Consider the following 17,483-nt stretch of genomic DNA (forward strand, 5'->3'; position numbering starts at 1 on the left):
CTTGCCGCCGTACATCCAGTGCTGGCCGATGGCCGAGCCGGTGTAGGGAGCGAGGTACTTGAAGCCGGCCGGGTCGGACGCGGGGGCCGCGACGATGGTCGTGTACTCCAGCGCACCGGCGTCCTCGAGCGCACCCTTGACGGCCGCGATCGTGGAGCCCTTCTGGCCGATGGCGACGTAGATGCAGCGCACCTGCTTGGTCGGGTCGCCCGACTCCCAGTTCGCCTTCTGGTTGATGATCGTGTCGATCGCGATCGCCGTCTTGCCGGTCTGGCGGTCGCCGATGATCAGCTGGCGCTGACCGCGCCCGATCGGGATCATCGCGTCGATCGCCTTGATGCCGGTCTGCATCGGCTCGTGCACGCTCTTGCGCTGCATGACGCCGGGAGCCTGCAGTTCGAGCGCGCGACGGCCCTCGGTCGCGATCTCACCGAGACCGTCGATCGGGTTGCCGAGCGGGTCGACCACACGACCGAGGTAGCCGTCGCCGACGGCGACCGAGAGCACCTCGCCCGTGCGGGTGACCTCCTGGCCCGCCTCGATGCCGGCGAACTCGCCGAGCACCACGACACCGACCTCGTGCTCGTCGAGGTTCAGGGCGAGGCCCTGCGTGCCATCGGCGAACGTGACGAGCTCGTTGGCCATCACGCCCGGCAGGCCCTCGACGTGGGCGATGCCGTCGGCCGCGTCGATGACGGTGCCGACCTCGGTGGCCGCGGCCCCCGTGGGCTCGTACGCTGCGACGAAGTCTTTCAGCGCGTCACGGATGACGTCGGGGCTGATGGAGAGTTCTGCCATTGTCTTCCTTCGTTCATGGGGCCATCGCCCCGAAGTCTCATCGTCGGGAGGGAGGTCCCGTTAGCCCGCCAGTCGGTGGCGGAGATCCGCCAGACGGGTGGACACGCTCGCGTCGATCACGTCGTTCGCGATCTGGATGCGCAGGCCGCCGACGATCGACTCGTCGATGACCGTGTTGATCGAGACCTGCGTGCCGTAACGCGCAGCCAGCGCCGCGCCCAGTCGCTCGGTCTGCGCGTCGGTCAGCGCCACAGCGCTCACGACCGTCGCGACGGTGCGCTCGCGTTCCGCGGCGACCACGCGCATGGCGCGCGAGAGAACCTCGCGTACCCGGCGCTCGCCCGGCTGGCGCACCAGCGACGACACGATCAGCGTCGTCGCCTCGGACGCACGTCCGCCGAGAAGCGTCTCGACGAGCACGCCCTTCGCCTCGGCGTCGCCGAGCCGGCTGCCGAGCGCGAGCTCGAGCTGCGGGTTGTCGGCGATCGTGCGCGACACCCGGAACAGCTCACCCTCGACGTCGGCGGACGGCGCGGCTTTGGAGGCGGCACGAACGGCCAGTTCCTCCACGCCGAACACGAAGTCGTGCGCCGACGACCAGCGCTCGACGGCTGCGGCCGCGAGCACCTGACGGGTGACGGGCGACACGGCGGCGCCGAAGACGTCCTCGACCACCTTCGCGCGCGACTCCGGGGTCGCCGCCCAGTCGGCGAGTGCGCCGGCAAGGGTCGGTCGGTGCGCGAGCGCGCGCGCTGCCTGGAACAGCTCGGTGGCGACCGTGAGGTCGACACCCGCCGTCGTCGACAGTGCCGCGTTCGCGGCCTCCTGTGCGTGAGTGGTCGCGGCGCCCATTACTTCGTCGCCTTCTCGGATGCCTCGAGGTCGGCGAGGAAGCGGTCGACGACGCCCTGCGCGGACGCGTCGTCCTTCAGCTTCTCGCCGATCACGCCGCCGGCGAGATCGAGCGCGAGCGCACCGACCTCACCCCGGAGGGAGACGAGGGCCGCCTGGCGCTCGGCCTCGATCTGCGCGTGGGCCTGTGCGGTGACGCGCGCGGCCTCGGAGGTCGCGGCATCCTTCGCCTCGGCGACGATCTGCTTGCCCTCCTCGCGGGCGGACTCGCGGATCTCACCGGCCTCCTTGCGGGCGGCGGCGAGCTGCGCGGTGTACTCCTCGAGCGCGGCCTCGGCCTGGCGCTGGGCCTCGTCGGCCTTCGCGATGTTGCCCTCGATCGCCGCAGAGCGCTCGTCGAGCAGCTTCTGCATGCGCGGCAGGATCACACGCCAGAACACCAGGAGGATGACGACGAAGCAGACCGCGGACCACACGATGTCGTAGACCGCGGGCAGCAGCGGGTTCTGCCCCGCCTCCGTGGCGGCGCGGGTGACAAGAGCGGGAAGCATCCTGTCTCCTTACTTGAAGTCGTTCGCGATCAGAAGCCGAAGATGAAGCCGGTCGCGATACCGATGAACGCGAGGGCCTCGGTGAAGGCGATACCGATGAACATCAGCACCTGGAGGCGGCCCGCGAGCTCGGGCTGGCGGGCGACGCCCTCGATGGTCTTGCCGACCACGATGCCCACGCCGATGGCGGGGCCGATGGCGGCGAGACCGTAGCCGACCGTCGCGAGCGAACCGGAGACGTCGGCGAGAACCGTAGTTGCGTCCACGGGGTTATTCCTTTCGGTTGTGGGCGGCGGATGCCGACCGGATCAGTGCTCTTCCGCGACCGCGAGCTGGATGTAGACCGCGGTGAGGATCGTGAAGACGTACGCCTGGAGGAAGGCGACGAAGAGTTCGAAGAGGGTGAAGACGAAGCCGAAGGCCAGGGTGCCGAGACCGAGGGCCGTCCACCAGCCGCTGAGCTCGACCGTGAAGAACCAGGTGGCCGAGAAGAAGAGCACCAGCATCAGGTGCCCGACGATCATGTTCATCAGCAGACGGAGGGTGAGCGTCACCGGGCGGATGATGAAGGTCGAGAGGAACTCGAGCGGGACGATGATGAAGTAGAGCGGCCACGGCACGCCCGACGGGAGCAGCGCGTTCTTGAAGAAGTTCTTCGGGCTCTTCTTGACACCGGCGTAGATGAACGTGATGTAGGAGACGATCGCGAGCAGCAGCGGCACCGCGATGATGCTCGTGCCGGCGATGTTCAGGAACGGCACGACGCCCGTGAGGTTCATGAACAGCACCATGAAGAAGATGGTGGTCAGGATCGGCAGGAAGCGGTTGCCGTCCTTCTTGCCGAGCAGGTCGTGGGCGATGCCGTTGCGCACGAAGTCGAGACCGAGTTCGGCGACGCTCTGGAACCGCGTCGGCACCAGGCGCATGCGACGGGTGGCGACCAGGAAGAGCGTGATCAGCACGACGGTCGCCAGGATCTGGATCAGGTTGATCCGCGTCAGCGCGAACGGCGTTCCCGCGAACAGCACGGCGTCAGGGAAGAACTCTCCGATGGAGGGGGCGTGGAAACCACCGTCGCCCGTGGACTCGGCATTCGCGATCACAGTCGCAGCGTGATGAAACAGCACAGGCTCCAGCTCCGGGGCACCGAAAGAAATCGGTACGACGATGGGTCGGGGTGCACCCCAGGGCCGGCACTCAGGCGCTCGCGGTCGGGTGCGTGTCCAACCTTATCAAACCGCTGGGGGTTCAGATGCCGCTCGGAGGTTGCGGGTCCTTGCGCTCCCCCGCTTCCGGGTCGGTCGGGAGCGTCGTGTCGCTGACATGAGGCAGCCGCATCCTCGCCAGCACGACCACGTCGACGACGAGGGACCCGATCACAGCCGCGACCAGCGCGAGGAAGAAGACCTGCGGAGCGATCCACGGCTGCCCCCGCAGCACGAGCATCGCGACCACGAACAGCACGATCTTCAGCAGCCAGCCGCCCAGCACGATCGCGAAGAAGATCGGCACGTAGAGCGCGTCGCCGAACCAGCGGTTCGCGATGAGGATGCTGCCCGAGGTGATCGAGAGGAACACCGCGCCGACGACGACACCGGCCAGCCCGCTGACGAGGCCGGAGGGGCCGGCGGCGATGAACCCGGCCACGCCCGCGATGATCGCGAGCGCGAGGGCGGCCCATGCCGACCACTGGAGCGTGGCCCGCAGGACGGGAGTGCTGGAAACGGGAGACGACATCATGCGGGGTCTTTCGCTCGGGGGTCGGGGCGGCGGCGCCGGGACGGCAGGGCGGTGACGATCACGCAGGCCGCGCCACCGAGGACGCCGAAGCCCACGCCGATCCAGTACTGGCCGGGCCAGTTCTCACGGGTGGCGATGTACATGAGCAGCACGGCGAGCCCGACGATGGCGGCCCATGCGTAGAAGATCAGCACGGCCGAGCGGTCGGAGTGACCGAGGTCGAGCAGCCGGTGGTGCAGGTGCTTGCGGTCGGGCGAGAAGGGCGAGCGCCCCGCCCCCGTGCGCCGGATCACGGCGAGACCGAAGTCGAGCAGCGGCAGGATGACGACGGCCACCGGGAGCAGCACCGGGATGAAGGCACCGAGCAGCTGCGAGCGTCCGAGGGTCTCGGGGTCGAGCGTCGCGGGGTTGAGCTGACCCGTGACGGCGATGCCGCTGGTGGCCATGAGGAGTCCCAGCATGAGCGCGCCGGAGTCGCCCATGAACATCTTCGCGGGGCTCCAGTTCCACGGGAGGAACCCGACGCACGCGCCGACGAGCACGACGGCGATGAGGGAGGCGAGGTTCGAGTACGTGCTCTGGCCGGTGTCGCGCACCAGAAGGTAGGACCACGCGAAGAAGACGCCGTTCGCGATGAGCGCGACGCCGGCGACGAGGCCGTCGAGCCCGTCGATGAAGTTGACCGCGTTCATGACCACCACGATCGACAGGATCGTGAGGACGACGCTCATCCAGCTCGACCCCACCGTGAGGCCGCCGACGGGGAGCGAGTAGATCTGGATGCCCCCGAACCACGCGATGATCGCGGCCGCGCCGACCTGCGCCGCGAGCTTGATCATCCAGTCGAGGTCCCACAGGTCGTCGGCGATGCCGACAGCGACGATGAGCACGGTCGCGGCGAGGATCGCGAGGACCGGCTGCGGGTCGATCCACACACGGTGGAAGAAGTCGTTCTGCGCGGTGAATCCGAAGGCCACGACGATGCCGAGGAACATGGCGATGCCCCCCAGGCGCGGCGTCGGCCGCGTGTGCACGTCGCGTTCGCGGATGGCCGGGTAGAGCTTGAAGCGCAGCGCGAGGCGCCACACCGCCCCGGCGAGCACGAACGTGAGCACCGCGGTGACCAGCGCGGTGAACAGGTACTGCTTCACGTCCCCGGGTCTGGTTCGAGCGCGTCGCCCAGCACGGAGCGCAGTTCGGCGCGGGACACGACCCCGTCGCGCAGGACGCGCACGGTTCCCTGACGACCGGCGCAGAGCCCGGTGGCGTCGATGATCGTCGAGGCGAAGCCCGCGGTGGCCGGGCCGTCATCGAGATAGACGGCGACGCTGTCGCGCAGCATCCGCTCCGCCTCCTTCGCGACGATCGCGGCCGGGGCGCCGGTCAGGTTGGCGCTCGAGACCGCGAGCGGTCCGGTCTCCTCCAGCAGCTCGATCGCCAGACGGTGGGCGGGCATGCGCACGGCCACGGTGCCGCGGGTGTCACCGAGGTCCCAGGCGAGCGAGGGCTGGGCCGGCAGCACGATCGTGAGCCCGCCGGGCCAGTGCGAGCCGATGAGGCGGTCGATGGGCTCGGGCACCTCGCTCACGAGCGCCCGCAGCGTGTTCACGCCGGGCACGAGCACAGGCGGGGGCTGCTGACGGCCACGGCCCTTCGCCGCCAGCAGACGCGCGACGGCAGCCGGGGAGAACGCGTCGGCGGCCACGCCGTAGACGGTGTCGGTGGGGAGGACGATGAGCTCGCCGCGACCGATGGCCTGGCGCGCCTGACGCATGCCCGCGAGAAGCTCGGCCTCGTCGCGGCAATCGAAGAGGGAAGACATGACCGGGCCAGTCTAGTTCGGCCCGGCTGGGCGGTCAGGGCCGCAGCGCCGTGGTGACCCGGTCGCGCAGCGTCAGGTCGCGGTGGGTCGCTGCGGAGCGCCAGCCGGCGTCGGCGAGCGCTTCCCTCACGCCCGCTCCCTGCAGCTCGCCGTGCTCGATGGCGATGAGTCCGCCGGAGTGCACGAGTCGCAGCCCGACATGCGCGAGGGTGCGCACGACGTCGAGGCCGTCCTCGCCTCCGTAGAGGGCCGCGGGCGGATCGAACAGCCGCACCTCGGGGTCGCGGGGGGTCGCGGCATCCGGCACGTAGGGAGGGTTCGACACGAGCACCGAGACGGTGCCGTCGAGCTCGGGGAACGCGACGGCCAGGTCGATGAACGCGAGACGTGCGTTCTCGGCGCCAACCTCGGCGAAGTTCTCCTTCGTCCACACGAAGGCGTCGACGGAGTTCTCGGCCGCGTGCACCCGCGCATGCGGCACCTCGGTCGCCAGCGACAGGGCGATGGCACCGGATCCGGTGCCGAGATCGACGGCGATCGGCGAAGGGGATGCCGCGGCGCGCAGCGCATCGATCGCAATCTGCGCGAGCAGCTCGGTCTCGGGGCGGGGCACGAACACCCCCGGGCCGACCCTCAGCTCCAGGTGACGGAACGGCGCGCGCCCGGTGATGTGCTGCAGCGGCTCGCGCGCAGCGCGGCGCTCGACGAGGGACGCGAGGGACGCGGCATCCGGTTCGGAGATCGCGTCGCCGCGCAGCGCTGCCGCCTGCACCTCGCCGCGCCCGCCGCCGCGCACGTGTGCCGCGAGCAGCTCGGCGTCGACGGTCGCGTCTGCCACTCCCGCACGCGCGAGGGTCGCCGCAGCGGCGCGCAGCGCGTCGGCGAGCGTCTCAGGACGCTCGGGCGCGACGACGTCGGGCAGATCGCCGGGGTGCGGTGCGGTCTCGGGCATGGGCGCCGCCCAGTTTATCGGCCGCACCGCCGACCCGGCTCCCGTCACACAGCCTCCTCATCGCATCCGCTCGCATAGGCTGGGCGCGGTGCGCGCATAGACGCGCGACGACAGGGAACCAGCGAGAGAAGGCAGCCCCGACATGCCCGCGATCCACGACGACATCACCAGCGCGTTCGGCAACACGCCGCTCGTGCGGTTCAGCCGCATCGGCGAAGGCCTCGGCGGCCACATCCTCGGCAAGCTCGAGTTCTACAACCCCGCATCCAGCGTGAAGGACCGCCTCGGTATCGCGATCGTCGACGCCGCGGAGGCCTCCGGCGAGCTCACGCCCGGAGGAACGATCGTCGAGTCCACGAGCGGCAACACCGGCATCGCCCTCGCCATGGTCGGCGCCGCCCGCGGCTACCGCGTCATCATCACGATGCCGGCGTCGATGTCGAAGGAGCGCCGCCTGCTGCTCAAGGCGTTCGGCGCCGAGCTCGTGCTCACCGACCCCACCAAGGGCATGTCGTTCGCCGTCGAAGAGGCCAAGCGCATCGTCGCCGAGACCCCCGGTGCCGTGTGGGCCCGCCAGTTCGAGAACGAGGCGAACCCCGCGATCCACCGCAAGACCACCGCGGAGGAGATCCTGCGCGACACCGACGGCCAGGTCGACTACTTCGTCGCCGGCATCGGCACCGGCGGCACCATCACCGGCGTCGGCGAGGTGCTCAAGGAACGCGTGCCCGGTGCGAAGGTCATCGCCGTCGAGCCGGCCGACTCCCCCATCCTCACCAAGGGCCACCCGGGACCGCACAAGATCCAGGGCATCGGCCCGAACTTCGTGCCCGCGATCCTCAACCGCGAGATCATCGACGAGGTCATCGACGTCGAGTTCGACGATGCGATCCGTGTCGCCCGCGAGGCCGGTGCCCGCGAGGGCATCCTCGTCGGCATGTCGTCGGGTGCGGCGCTCTGGGCCGCCCAGCAGATCGCTGCGCGCCCCGAGGCCGCCGGCAAGAACATCGTCGTGATCATCCCGTCCAACGGCGAGCGCTACCTCTCGACCGCGCTCTACGAGCACCTGCGCGAGGAGTGAGATGACGGGCGGCGGGATGCTGCGGCGGCTGCGGGAGGATCTCGCGGCCGCCCGCCTCCGCGACCCCGCCGCCCGCTCCTCCCTCGAGATCGCGCTGCTCTATCCCGGGCTGCACGCGGTGTGGTCGCACCGCGTGTGGCATGCGCTGTGGGTGCGCCGGGTGCGCTTCCTCGCCCGCGCCGGCTCGCAGCTGACCCGCTGGCTCACCGGCATCGAGATCCACCCGGGCGCCACGATCGGCCGGCGCCTGTTCATCGACCACGGCATGGGCGTCGTCATCGGCGAGACGGCCGAGGTCGGCGACGACGTGCTGCTCTACCACGGGGTCACCCTCGGCGGTCGCACGCGCGACGCCGGCAAGCGCCACCCCACGATCGGCGACGGAGTGGCGATCGGCGCGGGCGCGAAGGTGCTCGGGCCGGTGCGCATCGGTGCGGGATCCGTGATCGGCGCGAACGCCGTCGTGACGCGCGACGCGCCCGACGACTCCGTGATCGTCGGCATTCCCGCCAAGGCGCGCCCGCGCCGCGACGGCGACGACACGCGCAGCATCCTGACGACGCCCGAGTACCACATCTGACACGGCCCGCGGGGACGGCGACGAGGTCGCGGATGACGCGGCCCGAGGTGGAGCGCGGCGTGACCGCGCACGGCGCGAGGTGCGCATGGGTGCGCAGCGGGCGCGGTCGGCGCGGTCGGTGATCAGTCCGCGGCGAGGGCCGCGAGACGCTCTTCCTCGTCCGCGGCGATGCACGCGTCGATGACCGGCGCGAGGGCGCCGTCCATCACCTGGTCGAGGTTGTACGCCTTGTAGCCGGTGCGGTGGTCGGCGATGCGGTTCTCGGGGAAGTTGTACGTGCGGATGCGCTCCGAGCGGTCCATGCCGCGGATCTGCGATCGACGCGCGTCGGAGGCGGCCGCCGCAAGCTCCTCCTGCTGCTGGGCGAGCAGGCGTGCGCGCAGCACGCGCATTCCCGCCTCGCGGTTCTGCAGCTGGCTCTTCTCGTTCTGCATCGAGACGACGATGCCCGTCGGGAGGTGGGTGATGCGTACCGCGGAGTCGGTCGTGTTCACCGACTGACCCCCCGGCCCCGACGACCGGAAGACGTCGATCTTCAGGTCGTTCGCGTCGATGTGGATCTCTTCGGGCTCGTCGACCTCGGGGAACACCAGCACCCCCGTCGTCGAGGTGTGGATGCGTCCCTGTGACTCGGTCGCGGGAACCCGCTGGACGCGGTGCACCCCGCCCTCGTACTTCAGATGCGCCCACACGCCCTGCGACGGGTCGCCGGGCGCGCCCTTGATCGCGACCTGCACGTCCTTGTAACCGCCGAGGTCGGACTCGTTGCGCTCGAGCAGTTCGGTCTTCCACCCCATCGAGGCGGCGTACTGCAGGTACATACGCAGCAGATCGGCGGCGAACAGCGCGCTCTCCGCGCCGCCCTCGCCCTGCTTGATCTCCATGATCACGTCGCGCGCATCGTCGGGATCACGCGGAATCAGCAGGCGTCGCAGGCGCTCCTGCAGGGTCGCCAGGCGCTCCTGCAGCGCCGGGACCTCCGCCGCGAAGGCGTCGTCCTCGCGGGCGAGCTCGCGCGCGGCATCCAGATCATCGGATGCCGCGCCCCACGCCTCGTAGGCGTGCACGATCTTCGACAGCTCGGCGTAGCGCCGGTTGACGCGCTTCGCGCGCGCCGCATCGGCGTGCACGGCCGGGTCGGAGAGCTCCTCCTGGACGGCCTTGTGCTCGTCGATCAGCTGGCGGGCCGAGTCGAACATCGCGGGTTCAGCCACGGCGAACCCGGATCAGCGGATGTTGTTCTCGTGTCCGTGCGAGTGGCCGCCACCGGCGGGCGCCGGGATCGACTTCTGCATCTGCACGAGGAACTCGACGTTCGACTGCGTCTCCTTGAGCTTGCCGAGCACGACCTCGAGCGCCTGCTGGGCGTCGAGGCCGGCGAGTGCGCGGCGCAGCTTCCACGTGATCTTGACCTCGTCGGCCGACAGCAGCATCTCCTCGCGGCGCGTGCTCGACGCGTTGACGTCGACGGCCGGGAAGATGCGCTTGTCGGCGAGCTGGCGCGAGAGGCGCAGCTCGCTGTTGCCGGTGCCCTTGAACTCCTCGAAGATGACGTCGTCCATCTTGGAGCCGGTCTCGACGAGCGCCGTCGCGAGGATCGTCAGCGAGCCGCCGTTCTCGATGTTGCGCGCGGCGCCGAAGAAGCGCTTGGGCGGGTACAGCGCCGAGGCGTCCACACCGCCCGAGAGCACGCGGCCGCTCGTGGGCGCTGAGACGTTGTAGGCGCGGCCGAGACGGGTGATCGAGTCGAGCAGAACGACGACGTCGCGACCGAGCTCGACGAGGCGCTTGGCGCGCTCGATGGCGAGCTCGGCGACGGTGGTGTGGTCTTCGGCGGGACGGTCGAAGGTCGAGGCGATGACCTCGCCGCGGACCGTCCGCTGCATGTCGGTGACCTCTTCGGGCCGCTCGTCGACGAGCACGACCATGAGGTGGACCTCGGGGTTGTTGGTCGCGATCGCGTTCGCGATCTGCTGCAGCACGATCGTCTTGCCCGCCTTCGGGGGCGCGACGATCAGGCCGCGCTGACCCTTGCCGATGGGGGCGACCAGGTCGATGATGCGCTGCGTGAGCTTCTCCGGCGCCGTCTCGAGACGCAGGCGCTCCTGCGGATAGAGCGGGGTGAGCTTGCCGAACTCGACGCGGTTCTCGGCGTCGTCGGGGGCGAGGCCGTTGACCGAGTCCACCTTGACGAGGGCGTTGTACTTCTGGCGGCTGGGTGCCTCGTTCTCGCGCGGCTGCTTGATCGCGCCGACGATCGCGTCACCCTTGCGCAGGTTGTACTTCTTGACCTGACCGAGCGAGACGTAGACGTCGCTCGGGCCGGGAAGGTAGCCGGTCGTGCGCACGAAGGCGTAGTTGTCGAGCACGTCGAGGATGCCGGCGATCGGCAGCAGCACGTCGTCTTCGCCGATCTCGGTCTCGAACTCGTCACCGGTCTGGCCCTGACCGCGGCGCTTGTTGCGCTGACGGTTGCGGCTCTGGGCAGGGGTCTGCGCGCCGCCGGCGATCGCTGGGGCGGCCTGCGCGTCGTCCGAGGACTCGCTCGCGGCGGGCGCCTGGCCCTGCTCGCCGCCGTTGGCGTTGCGGTTGCGGTTGCGGTTCCGGTTGCGGCTACGGCTGCGACGACTGCCGGTGGGCTGCTCGCCCTCGGCGGGCTCGCCGTCGGCCTGCTCGGCGCCCTCGGTCTCACCGGCCGCGGCGGCGTCGGCCGGCGCCTCGTCGGCGGCGGATGCCGCGGCATCCCCCTCGGTGGCCAGGTCACCCTCGACGGTGTCGATCGCTGCCGGCTCGACCGCGGCGGCGTCAGCGGGCTCGGCGAAGGATGCGGTGAGCTGCGCAGCGAGGTCGTCGTCGACGGCCGACTGCGCGCTCTTCAGGCTCGCACCGAGCTCGGCGGCGCGAGCGATGACGGTCTTGGCGTCGACGCCGAGGTCGGCGGCGAGTGCCGAGACGCGGCGGCGGGCGGGCTTACGGGCCGTCTTGCGCGCGGGTGCGTCGGCCTCGGCAGCGGGCGCGTCGGCGGCCGCGGGGGTGGCATCGGCCGGCGCCGGCTGGTCGCTCGGCACCTCGATGTCGGGGCCCTCGAACGGCAGCGCCGCGTCGGCCGGGGTGGTGTTGTCTTCGGTCTGGATCTCGGAGATGGACTCCACGAGTACTCCCTTGTAGAGGATGGGGCGCGCGACGACTACGGACATCGACAGAGAGACATCCGCCCACCCGAAGAGGATCCTCGGGACCGATCGAGCGTGGCTCGGAAATCGGATTTCAGGGATCGCGCGGTTTCGCAGATTGCGACGGAGGCCGTGTAAACGACGTTACGAGGCACCCTCCGCGTCGGTGTTCACTGTACCACCCCTCACATCGACGGCCAGCATGAGCGCCTCCCACGGCGTTTCGGTGCGCGTCGCGGCGAGGGCCGCCGCCTCGAGGCGACGGCCCGGGCCGTCGGCGAGCACGAGCACGCTCGGGCCCGCCCCCGACACGACGGCGGGGAACCCCGCCGCGCGCAGCTCGCGCACGAGGAGATCGGTCTCCGGCATCGCTGCGGCCCGGTAGTTCTGGTGCAGCTTGTCCTCGGTGGCGGCCATCAGCAGCTCGGGGCTCTGGGTCAGAGCGGCGATCAGCAGCGCCGAGCGGGACACGTTGAACACCGCGTCCTCGCGCGACACCTGCAGCGGCTGCAGGGAGCGCGCCACGGACGTCGACATGGTGAACTCGGGCACGAACACGATCGGCGAGACGCCGCGGTGCACGAGCAGCTTCTTGTGCTGCGGACCGAGCTCGTCGACCCAGGCGATCGTGAGGCCGCCGAACAACGCCGGCGCGACGTTGTCGGGGTGCCCCTCGAGCTCGGTCGCGAGGCGCAGCAGCAGGTCGGGGCCGAGCTCGACGTCACCCTCGAGCAGGCCCTTCGCGGCGAGCAGGCCCGACACCACCGCGGCGCCGGAGGACCCCATGCCGCGGCCGTGGGGGATGACGTTGTGGGCTTCGAGCCGGATGCCGGGCAGCGTGCGCGACACGGCCTCGAACGCGTAGGCCATCGCACGCACGACGAGATGCGAGGCATCCCGCGGCACGCCGTCGGCGCCCGCGCCGGTGACCTCGATCTCGAGGCGGTCGTCGGCGAGGGCTGTGACCGTCACCTCGTCGTAGACGCTCAGCGCGAGGCCGAGCGTGTCGAAGCCCGGGCCGAGGTTCGCGCTCGTCGCCGGCACGCGGACGACGGCGCGACGGCCCGGGGGCACGCTCACGCGGATGCCTCGGCGGGCGCGAGGCCGAGCACCGAGGCGACCTCGCTGGTCGCCGCGTCGACGACCGTGGGGGTCACGTCGACGCCGTCCGCGCCCTTGAGCACCCACTGGGGGTCCTTGAGCCCGTGGCCGGTGACGGTGAGCACGACACGCGCGCCGGCGGGGATGACGCCCGCCTCGGCACGGTCGAGCAGGCCCGCGACGCTGATCGCGGAGGCCGGCTCGACGAACACGCCCGCCGTCTCGGCGAGGAGCTTCTGCGCCGCGAGGATCCGTGCGTCGTCGATCGCGCCGAAGTAGCCGTCGGTGGCCTCTCGCGCCTCGATCGCGAAGTCCCAGGAGGCGGGGTTGCCGATGCGGATGGCGCTCGCCACCGTCTCGGGGTTCTTCACGACCTCGCCCCGCACGAGCGGCGCCGAGCCCTCGGCCTGGAACCCGAACATGCGCGGCACGCGGGTCGAGACACCGCGGTCGGCCTCCTCACGGTAGCCGCGGGTGTAGGCCGTGTAGTTTCCGGCGTTGCCGACCGGGATGAAGTGGAAGTCCGGGGCGTCGCCGAGCTGCGAGACGACCTCGTAGGCCGCGGTCTTCTGGCCGTCGATGCGGTCGGGGTTGACGGAGTTCACGAGGTGCACCGGGTAGTGCGCTGCGAGCTCGCGGGCGATCTCGAGGCAGTCGTCGAAGTTGCCGCGCACCTGGATGAGGCGCCCGCCGTGGGCGACCGCCTGGCTGAGCTTGCCCATCGCGATCTTGCCCTCGGGCACGAGCACGGCGGCGGTGATGCCGGCGTGCGCCGCGTAGGCCGCGGCCGACGCGGACGTGTTCCCCGTCGACGCGCAGATGACGGCCTTCGCGCCGTGCTCGACGGCGCGGGAGAGGGCGACGGTCATGCCGCGGTCCTTGAAGGAGCCGGTCGGGTTCATGCCCTCGAACTTCACCCAGACGTCGGCGCCCGTGCGCTGCGACAGCGCCGCGGCCGGGATGAGCGGCGTGCCGCCTTCCCCGAGCGTGACGACGGTGGATGCCTCGGTCACCCCGAGGCGGTCGGCGTATTCGCGCAGGACTCCGCGCCAGACGTGTGCCATGTCAGTTCCCTTCGACGCGCAGCACCGAGACCACCCGTGCGACGACCTCGCTCGCGGCGAGTCGTTCGACGGTGGCGCTCAGGTCCTGCTCCTTGGCCTTGTGCGTGCCGATGACCAGACGCGCGGTGGCCGCGGCATCCGATTCACCGATGGTGGTGGTCTGCTCGACCGTGGCGATCGAGACGTGGCCGTCGCTGAGGAGTCCGGCGACGGTGGAGAGGACGCCCGGCTGGTCGACGACCTCGAGCGTGATCTGGTAGCGGGTGACGACGCGGCCGACCTCGACGACGGGGAGGTTGGCGCGCGTGGACTCCCCCACGCCGACACCGCCGGCGATGTGACGGCGTGCGGCCGACACGACGTCGCCGAGCACGGCGGACGCGGTCTGCACGCCGCCGGCGCCGGCGCCGTAGAACATGAGAGGGCCGGCGGCCTCGGCCTCGACGAACACGGCGTTGTTGGCGCCGTGGACGCTCGCGAGGGGGTGGCTGCGGGGAACGAGCGCCGGGTAGACGCGCACCGAGATCGCCTCACCGGTCGGGCTGTCGTCCTGTCCGTCGAGGCGCTCGCACACCGCGAGCAGCTTCACGACGTAGCCGGCGTGACGCGCGGCATCCATGATCGCCTTGTCGATGGCGGTGATGCCCTCACGGTGCACGGCCTCGAGCGGCACGGCGGTGTGGAAGGCGAGGCTTGCGAGGATCGCGGCCTTCTGCGCGGCGTCGTAGCCCTCGACGTCGGCGGTCGGGTCGGCTTCGGCGTATCCCAAGCGCTGCGCGTCGGCGAGCACGTCGGAGAATTCGGCACCCTCGGTGTCCATGCGATCGAGGATGTAGTTCGTCGTGCCGTTGACGATGCCCATGATGCGTCGCACGCGATCGCCCGCGAGCGAGTCGCGCAGCGGACGGATGATGGGGATGGCGCCGGCGGCGGCGGCCTCGTAGTAGACCGAGGCGCCCACGCGGTCGGCGGCCTCGAAGATCTCGGGGCCGTGCGTGGCCAGCAGCGCCTTGTTCGCGGTGATGACGTCGGCGCCCGAGCCGATCGCGCTCAGGATGTGTTCACGGGCCGGCTCGATGCCGCCGATGAGCTCGATGACGATGTCGCTCGAGGCGATGAGGCTCGCCGCGTCGGTCGTGAACAACTCGCGAGGGAGCTCCGTGTCGCGCGGGGCGTCGAGGCTGCGCACGGCGATCCCTGCGAGCTGGAGACGGGCGCCCGCGCGGTCGGCGAGCTCGTCGGCGTGCTTGAGCAGCAGGGCGGCCACCTGGCTGCCCACCGCGCCGGCGCCCAACAGGGCGACGCGCAGCAGTCGGTAGTCGGTCATGCGTTCCTTTCGAGGGCGACCCCGGCATCGCGCGCCAGGAGGTCATCGATGGTCTCTCCGCGCACGATCACGCGCGCCTCGCCGCCGCGCACGGCGACGACGGGCGGGCGGGGCACGTAGTTGTAGTTGCTCGCGAGCGAGAAGCAGTAGGCACCTGTCGCGGGCACGGCCAGCAGGTCGTCGGCGGCGACGTCCCCGGGAAGGTATTCGGCGTCGACGACGATGTCGCCGGACTCGCAGTGCATGCCCACCACACGTACGAGTGCCGCATCGGCGCTGCTCACACGGCTCGCGAGTCGCGCGGAGTAGTGGGCGCCGTACAGCGCGGGGCGGGCGTTGTCGCTCATCCCGCCGTCGACGCTCACGTAGGTGCGGGTGAGGTCGTCGGAGACCCGCACCGGCTTGACCGTGCCGACCGTGTACAGCGTGACGCCGGCGGGTCCGACGATCGCGCGTCCGGGCTCGAAGGCCAGGTGGGGGATCGGGATGCCGCGCTCGGCGCACGCCAGCGCGACGCCGTCGACGATCTGCTCCGCGAGCTCGTCGATCGGGCTCGGCACGTCGACCCGGGTGTAGGCGATGCCGAACCCGCCACCGAGGTTCAGCACGGGCACGGCACCGGCGGCGAGCAGCTCGGCGTGCACGGCCACGAGACGGCGGGCCGACTCGGCGAAGCCGGCCGACCCGAAGATCTGGGAGCCGATGTGGCAGTGCAGTCCGATGAACTGCAGGCCCGCAGTCGCACGGATGCGGGCGACGACCGCCGGCGCATCGGCGAGGGCGAAGCCGAACTTCTGGTCCTCGTGGGCGGTCGCGAGAAAGTCGTGGGTCTCGGCGTGCACGCCGCTCACGACCCGCACGAGCACCGGCTGGGTCGCCCCGGTGCGAGCGACGATCGCGCTGAGCCGATCGAGCTCCTCGAGACTGTCGAGGACGATCGAGCCGACGCCCGCGGCGACGGCGCGCTCCAGCTGCGCGACGGACTTGTTGTTGCCGTGCACGCCGATGCGGGACGGGTCCGCGCCGGCCGCGAGCGCGACGGCGAGCTCACCCTCGCTCGCCACGTCGACGGCAAGACCCTCCTGGGTCACCCAGCGCACGACCTCGGTCGACAGGAACGCCTTGCCGGCGTAGTAGACGCGCGCCGACACCCCGTGTCGTGCGGCCGCCGCCGTGAAGGCCGCGAGCGTGTGGGAAGCACGGCCCCGCACCTCGTCCTCGTCGATCACGTAGAGAGGGGTGCCGAAGCGGGCCGCGAGCGCCGGTGCGGTGACGCCCGCGAGCTGCAGCGCGCCCGCGGCATCCCGTGTCGCCGACGCCGGCCACACACGCTCAGCCAGGTCATTGGCGTCGCGCGGCACCTCGAGCCAGGTCGGCACGGTGGGGCGGTCGGGCGAGGCGGACACGGACGGGAACCAATCGACGGATGCTGCGGCGCGGTGAAACCCACGCGCCCGCACCGTGCGGCGCGGTGACACAACGGGACGGCACGAGTCTAGGGCACCGGGCATACAGCGCCGGGGATGGGCGGCTAGCCGCACGAGCCCTTCTGGCGCAGCGAGGCATCGGTGAGGATCCTGCCGTCGATCGAGAACGTCGCCGCGAGATCGGATGCCTCGACCGAGACCCCCGTGAGGGTGATGCCACGGGGGATGCTGCCGGCCACGCAGATCGTCCACGACTGGGTGAGCGGCGCGGCCAACGCCCCGAATCGTGCCCGCACGTCGTCGGCGGTGGCCGTCGCGCCCGCGATCTGGAGCGAGGCCGGGGTGAGCACGAGTGCACCGTCCTTCGCGGACGGCGTGAGCGCGATCGACACCGGGATCTGCGCGCCGAGGAAGGACAGCTGGCTCGAGGCCGTCACGTTCGGCGCGGCGAGCCCGACCGATTCCGCAGGGAATCCCTGCTGTGCGGCGAGCAGGGTGCGCAGCTGCTGCTCGTCGAGGCGGATGGTGCCCTCGCCGCCGGTCATGGCGTGATCGTTCCACAGGTCGAGGCCGTGCAGCGTGACGTCGGCCGCGCCCGTCACCCCTCCGGCGCTCACCTGTGACGAGGAGACGCGCACCTCGTCGAGACGCCCGCCGATGAGCTGGGGGATGACCTGACCCGACAACTGCACGTCGACCTGCTGATCTGCCGGCAGCGCCAGCTGACTCTTGACCTGCTGCTGGATGACCGAGGTCACGATCGCACGGGCGATCCCGTCGCCGGCGAACCAGGCAGCCACCGCGAGCACCGCCACGATGACGATCGCGACGACCCACACGACCCACCGGCGTCGGCGGCGCGGCGCGGCATCCTGCTCGGGGATCTCGAACGGGAACGTCGATCGGGCGTCGTCGGTCACGGATGCCTCACATGCGGTCGGGGGCGCTCACACCCAGCAGATCGAGGCCGTTGCGCAGCACCTGGCCGGTGGCGTCGTTGAGCCACAGGCGGGTG

At 71.0% G+C, this 17,483-nt stretch carries 19 protein-coding genes (1 of these 19 running past the window's edge); 2 read left to right on the forward strand and 17 right to left on the reverse strand.

Translation table 11 applies throughout. From position 1 onward, the window contains the following. The 9 genes from BGO15_RS13250 to prmC all read right to left on the reverse strand — a co-directional run. A partial coding sequence (locus BGO15_RS13250) for a F0F1 ATP synthase subunit alpha (RefSeq protein WP_502689174.1) occupies positions 1–798 on the reverse strand: 798 nt, incomplete at its 3' end. A gap of 60 nt (positions 799–858) precedes the next feature. After that, complete coding sequence (locus tag BGO15_RS13255; RefSeq protein WP_056209498.1) at positions 859–1,650, reverse strand: F0F1 ATP synthase subunit delta; 792 nt, start codon at positions 1,648–1,650, stop codon at positions 859–861. Next, on the reverse strand, positions 1,650–2,201 hold the full coding sequence (locus tag BGO15_RS13260; RefSeq protein ID WP_045246672.1) for a F0F1 ATP synthase subunit B: 552 nt from the start codon (positions 2,199–2,201) through the stop codon (positions 1,650–1,652). The genes BGO15_RS13255 and BGO15_RS13260 overlap by 1 nt, the downstream gene beginning before the upstream one ends. 29 nt (positions 2,202–2,230) lie before the next feature. Continuing rightward, entirely contained in the window at positions 2,231–2,467 is a 237-nt protein-coding gene (gene atpE, locus BGO15_RS13265) for a F0F1 ATP synthase subunit C (RefSeq protein ID WP_045246671.1), read from the reverse strand. A gap of 42 nt (positions 2,468–2,509) precedes the next feature. Continuing rightward, positions 2,510–3,304, reverse strand: a complete 795-nt coding sequence (atpB, locus tag BGO15_RS13270) for a F0F1 ATP synthase subunit A (protein WP_082483211.1) — start codon at positions 3,302–3,304, stop codon at positions 2,510–2,512. Positions 3,305–3,449: 145 nt separating this feature from the next. Further along, positions 3,450–3,941, reverse strand: a complete 492-nt coding sequence (locus tag BGO15_RS13275) for a Cg1360 family ATP-synthase-associated protein (RefSeq protein ID WP_056209500.1) — start codon at positions 3,939–3,941, stop codon at positions 3,450–3,452. Next, positions 3,938–5,092, reverse strand: a complete 1,155-nt coding sequence (locus tag BGO15_RS13280) for an MraY family glycosyltransferase (RefSeq protein WP_045246669.1) — start codon at positions 5,090–5,092, stop codon at positions 3,938–3,940. Before BGO15_RS13280 ends, BGO15_RS13275 begins: the two co-directional genes overlap by 4 nt. Continuing rightward, positions 5,089–5,763 (reverse strand): L-threonylcarbamoyladenylate synthase, encoded by a 675-nt coding sequence (locus BGO15_RS13285; protein ID WP_045246668.1) that lies wholly within the window; start codon positions 5,761–5,763, stop codon positions 5,089–5,091. Before BGO15_RS13285 ends, BGO15_RS13280 begins: the two co-directional genes overlap by 4 nt. Before the next feature lie 34 nt (positions 5,764–5,797). Beyond that, positions 5,798–6,715 carry a peptide chain release factor N(5)-glutamine methyltransferase gene (gene prmC / locus BGO15_RS13290; RefSeq protein WP_056209503.1) on the reverse strand — a complete coding sequence of 306 codons (918 nt, stop codon included), beginning with the start codon at positions 6,713–6,715 and terminating at the stop codon, positions 5,798–5,800. Between the two features lie 142 nt (positions 6,716–6,857). Between prmC and cysK the strand changes: the two genes are divergently transcribed. Both cysK and epsC read left to right on the forward strand, forming a co-directional pair. Further along, a complete protein-coding gene (gene cysK / locus BGO15_RS13295; RefSeq protein WP_045246667.1) occupies positions 6,858–7,796 on the forward strand; it encodes a cysteine synthase A in 939 nt (312 codons plus the stop codon). 1 nt (position 7,797) lies between these two features. Continuing rightward, positions 7,798–8,376: a serine O-acetyltransferase EpsC gene (gene epsC, locus BGO15_RS13300; RefSeq protein ID WP_048809322.1), complete on the forward strand. Its 579-nt coding sequence runs from the start codon at positions 7,798–7,800 to the stop codon at positions 8,374–8,376. 122 nt (positions 8,377–8,498) lie between these two features. Here epsC and prfA read toward each other — a convergent pair whose 3' ends face one another. From prfA to argS, 8 genes are all read right to left on the reverse strand, one after another. Beyond that, positions 8,499–9,575 carry a peptide chain release factor 1 gene (gene prfA, locus BGO15_RS13305; protein ID WP_056519551.1) on the reverse strand — a complete coding sequence of 359 codons (1,077 nt, stop codon included), beginning with the start codon at positions 9,573–9,575 and terminating at the stop codon, positions 8,499–8,501. A gap of 27 nt (positions 9,576–9,602) precedes the next feature. Continuing rightward, positions 9,603–11,528, reverse strand: coding sequence for a transcription termination factor Rho (rho, locus tag BGO15_RS13310; protein ID WP_286748421.1), 1,926 nt, complete (start codon positions 11,526–11,528; stop codon positions 9,603–9,605). A gap of 165 nt (positions 11,529–11,693) precedes the next feature. Next, the gene (gene thrB / locus BGO15_RS13315) at positions 11,694–12,635 is read right to left on the reverse strand and encodes a homoserine kinase (RefSeq protein ID WP_137877572.1); all 942 of its coding nucleotides are present in this window, start codon (positions 12,633–12,635) and stop codon (positions 11,694–11,696) included. After that, positions 12,626–13,714 (reverse strand): threonine synthase, encoded by a 1,089-nt coding sequence (gene thrC, locus BGO15_RS13320; protein ID WP_056209506.1) that lies wholly within the window; start codon positions 13,712–13,714, stop codon positions 12,626–12,628. The genes thrB and thrC overlap by 10 nt, the downstream gene beginning before the upstream one ends. Position 13,715: 1 nt before the next feature. After that, positions 13,716–15,041 carry a homoserine dehydrogenase gene (locus BGO15_RS13325; protein WP_056209509.1) on the reverse strand — a complete coding sequence of 442 codons (1,326 nt, stop codon included), beginning with the start codon at positions 15,039–15,041 and terminating at the stop codon, positions 13,716–13,718. After that, complete coding sequence (lysA, locus tag BGO15_RS13330; RefSeq protein ID WP_056209512.1) at positions 15,038–16,447, reverse strand: diaminopimelate decarboxylase; 1,410 nt, start codon at positions 16,445–16,447, stop codon at positions 15,038–15,040. Before lysA ends, BGO15_RS13325 begins: the two co-directional genes overlap by 4 nt. Before the next feature lie 125 nt (positions 16,448–16,572). After that, positions 16,573–17,388, reverse strand: a complete 816-nt coding sequence (locus BGO15_RS13335; protein ID WP_056209514.1) for an LmeA family phospholipid-binding protein — start codon at positions 17,386–17,388, stop codon at positions 16,573–16,575. Between the two features lie 7 nt (positions 17,389–17,395). Continuing rightward, positions 17,396–17,483: the final stretch of an arginine--tRNA ligase gene (gene argS, locus BGO15_RS13340; protein WP_286748422.1), read on the reverse strand. Its footprint extends 1,580 nt past the window's final position; only the last 88 of its 1,668 coding nucleotides appear in the window; its start codon lies beyond the right edge, outside the window; the stop codon is at positions 17,396–17,398.

Source organism: Microbacterium sp. 71-23 (assembly GCF_001897265.1).
GTDB classification, from domain to species: Bacteria; Actinomycetota; Actinomycetes; order Actinomycetales; family Microbacteriaceae; genus Microbacterium; species Microbacterium ginsengisoli.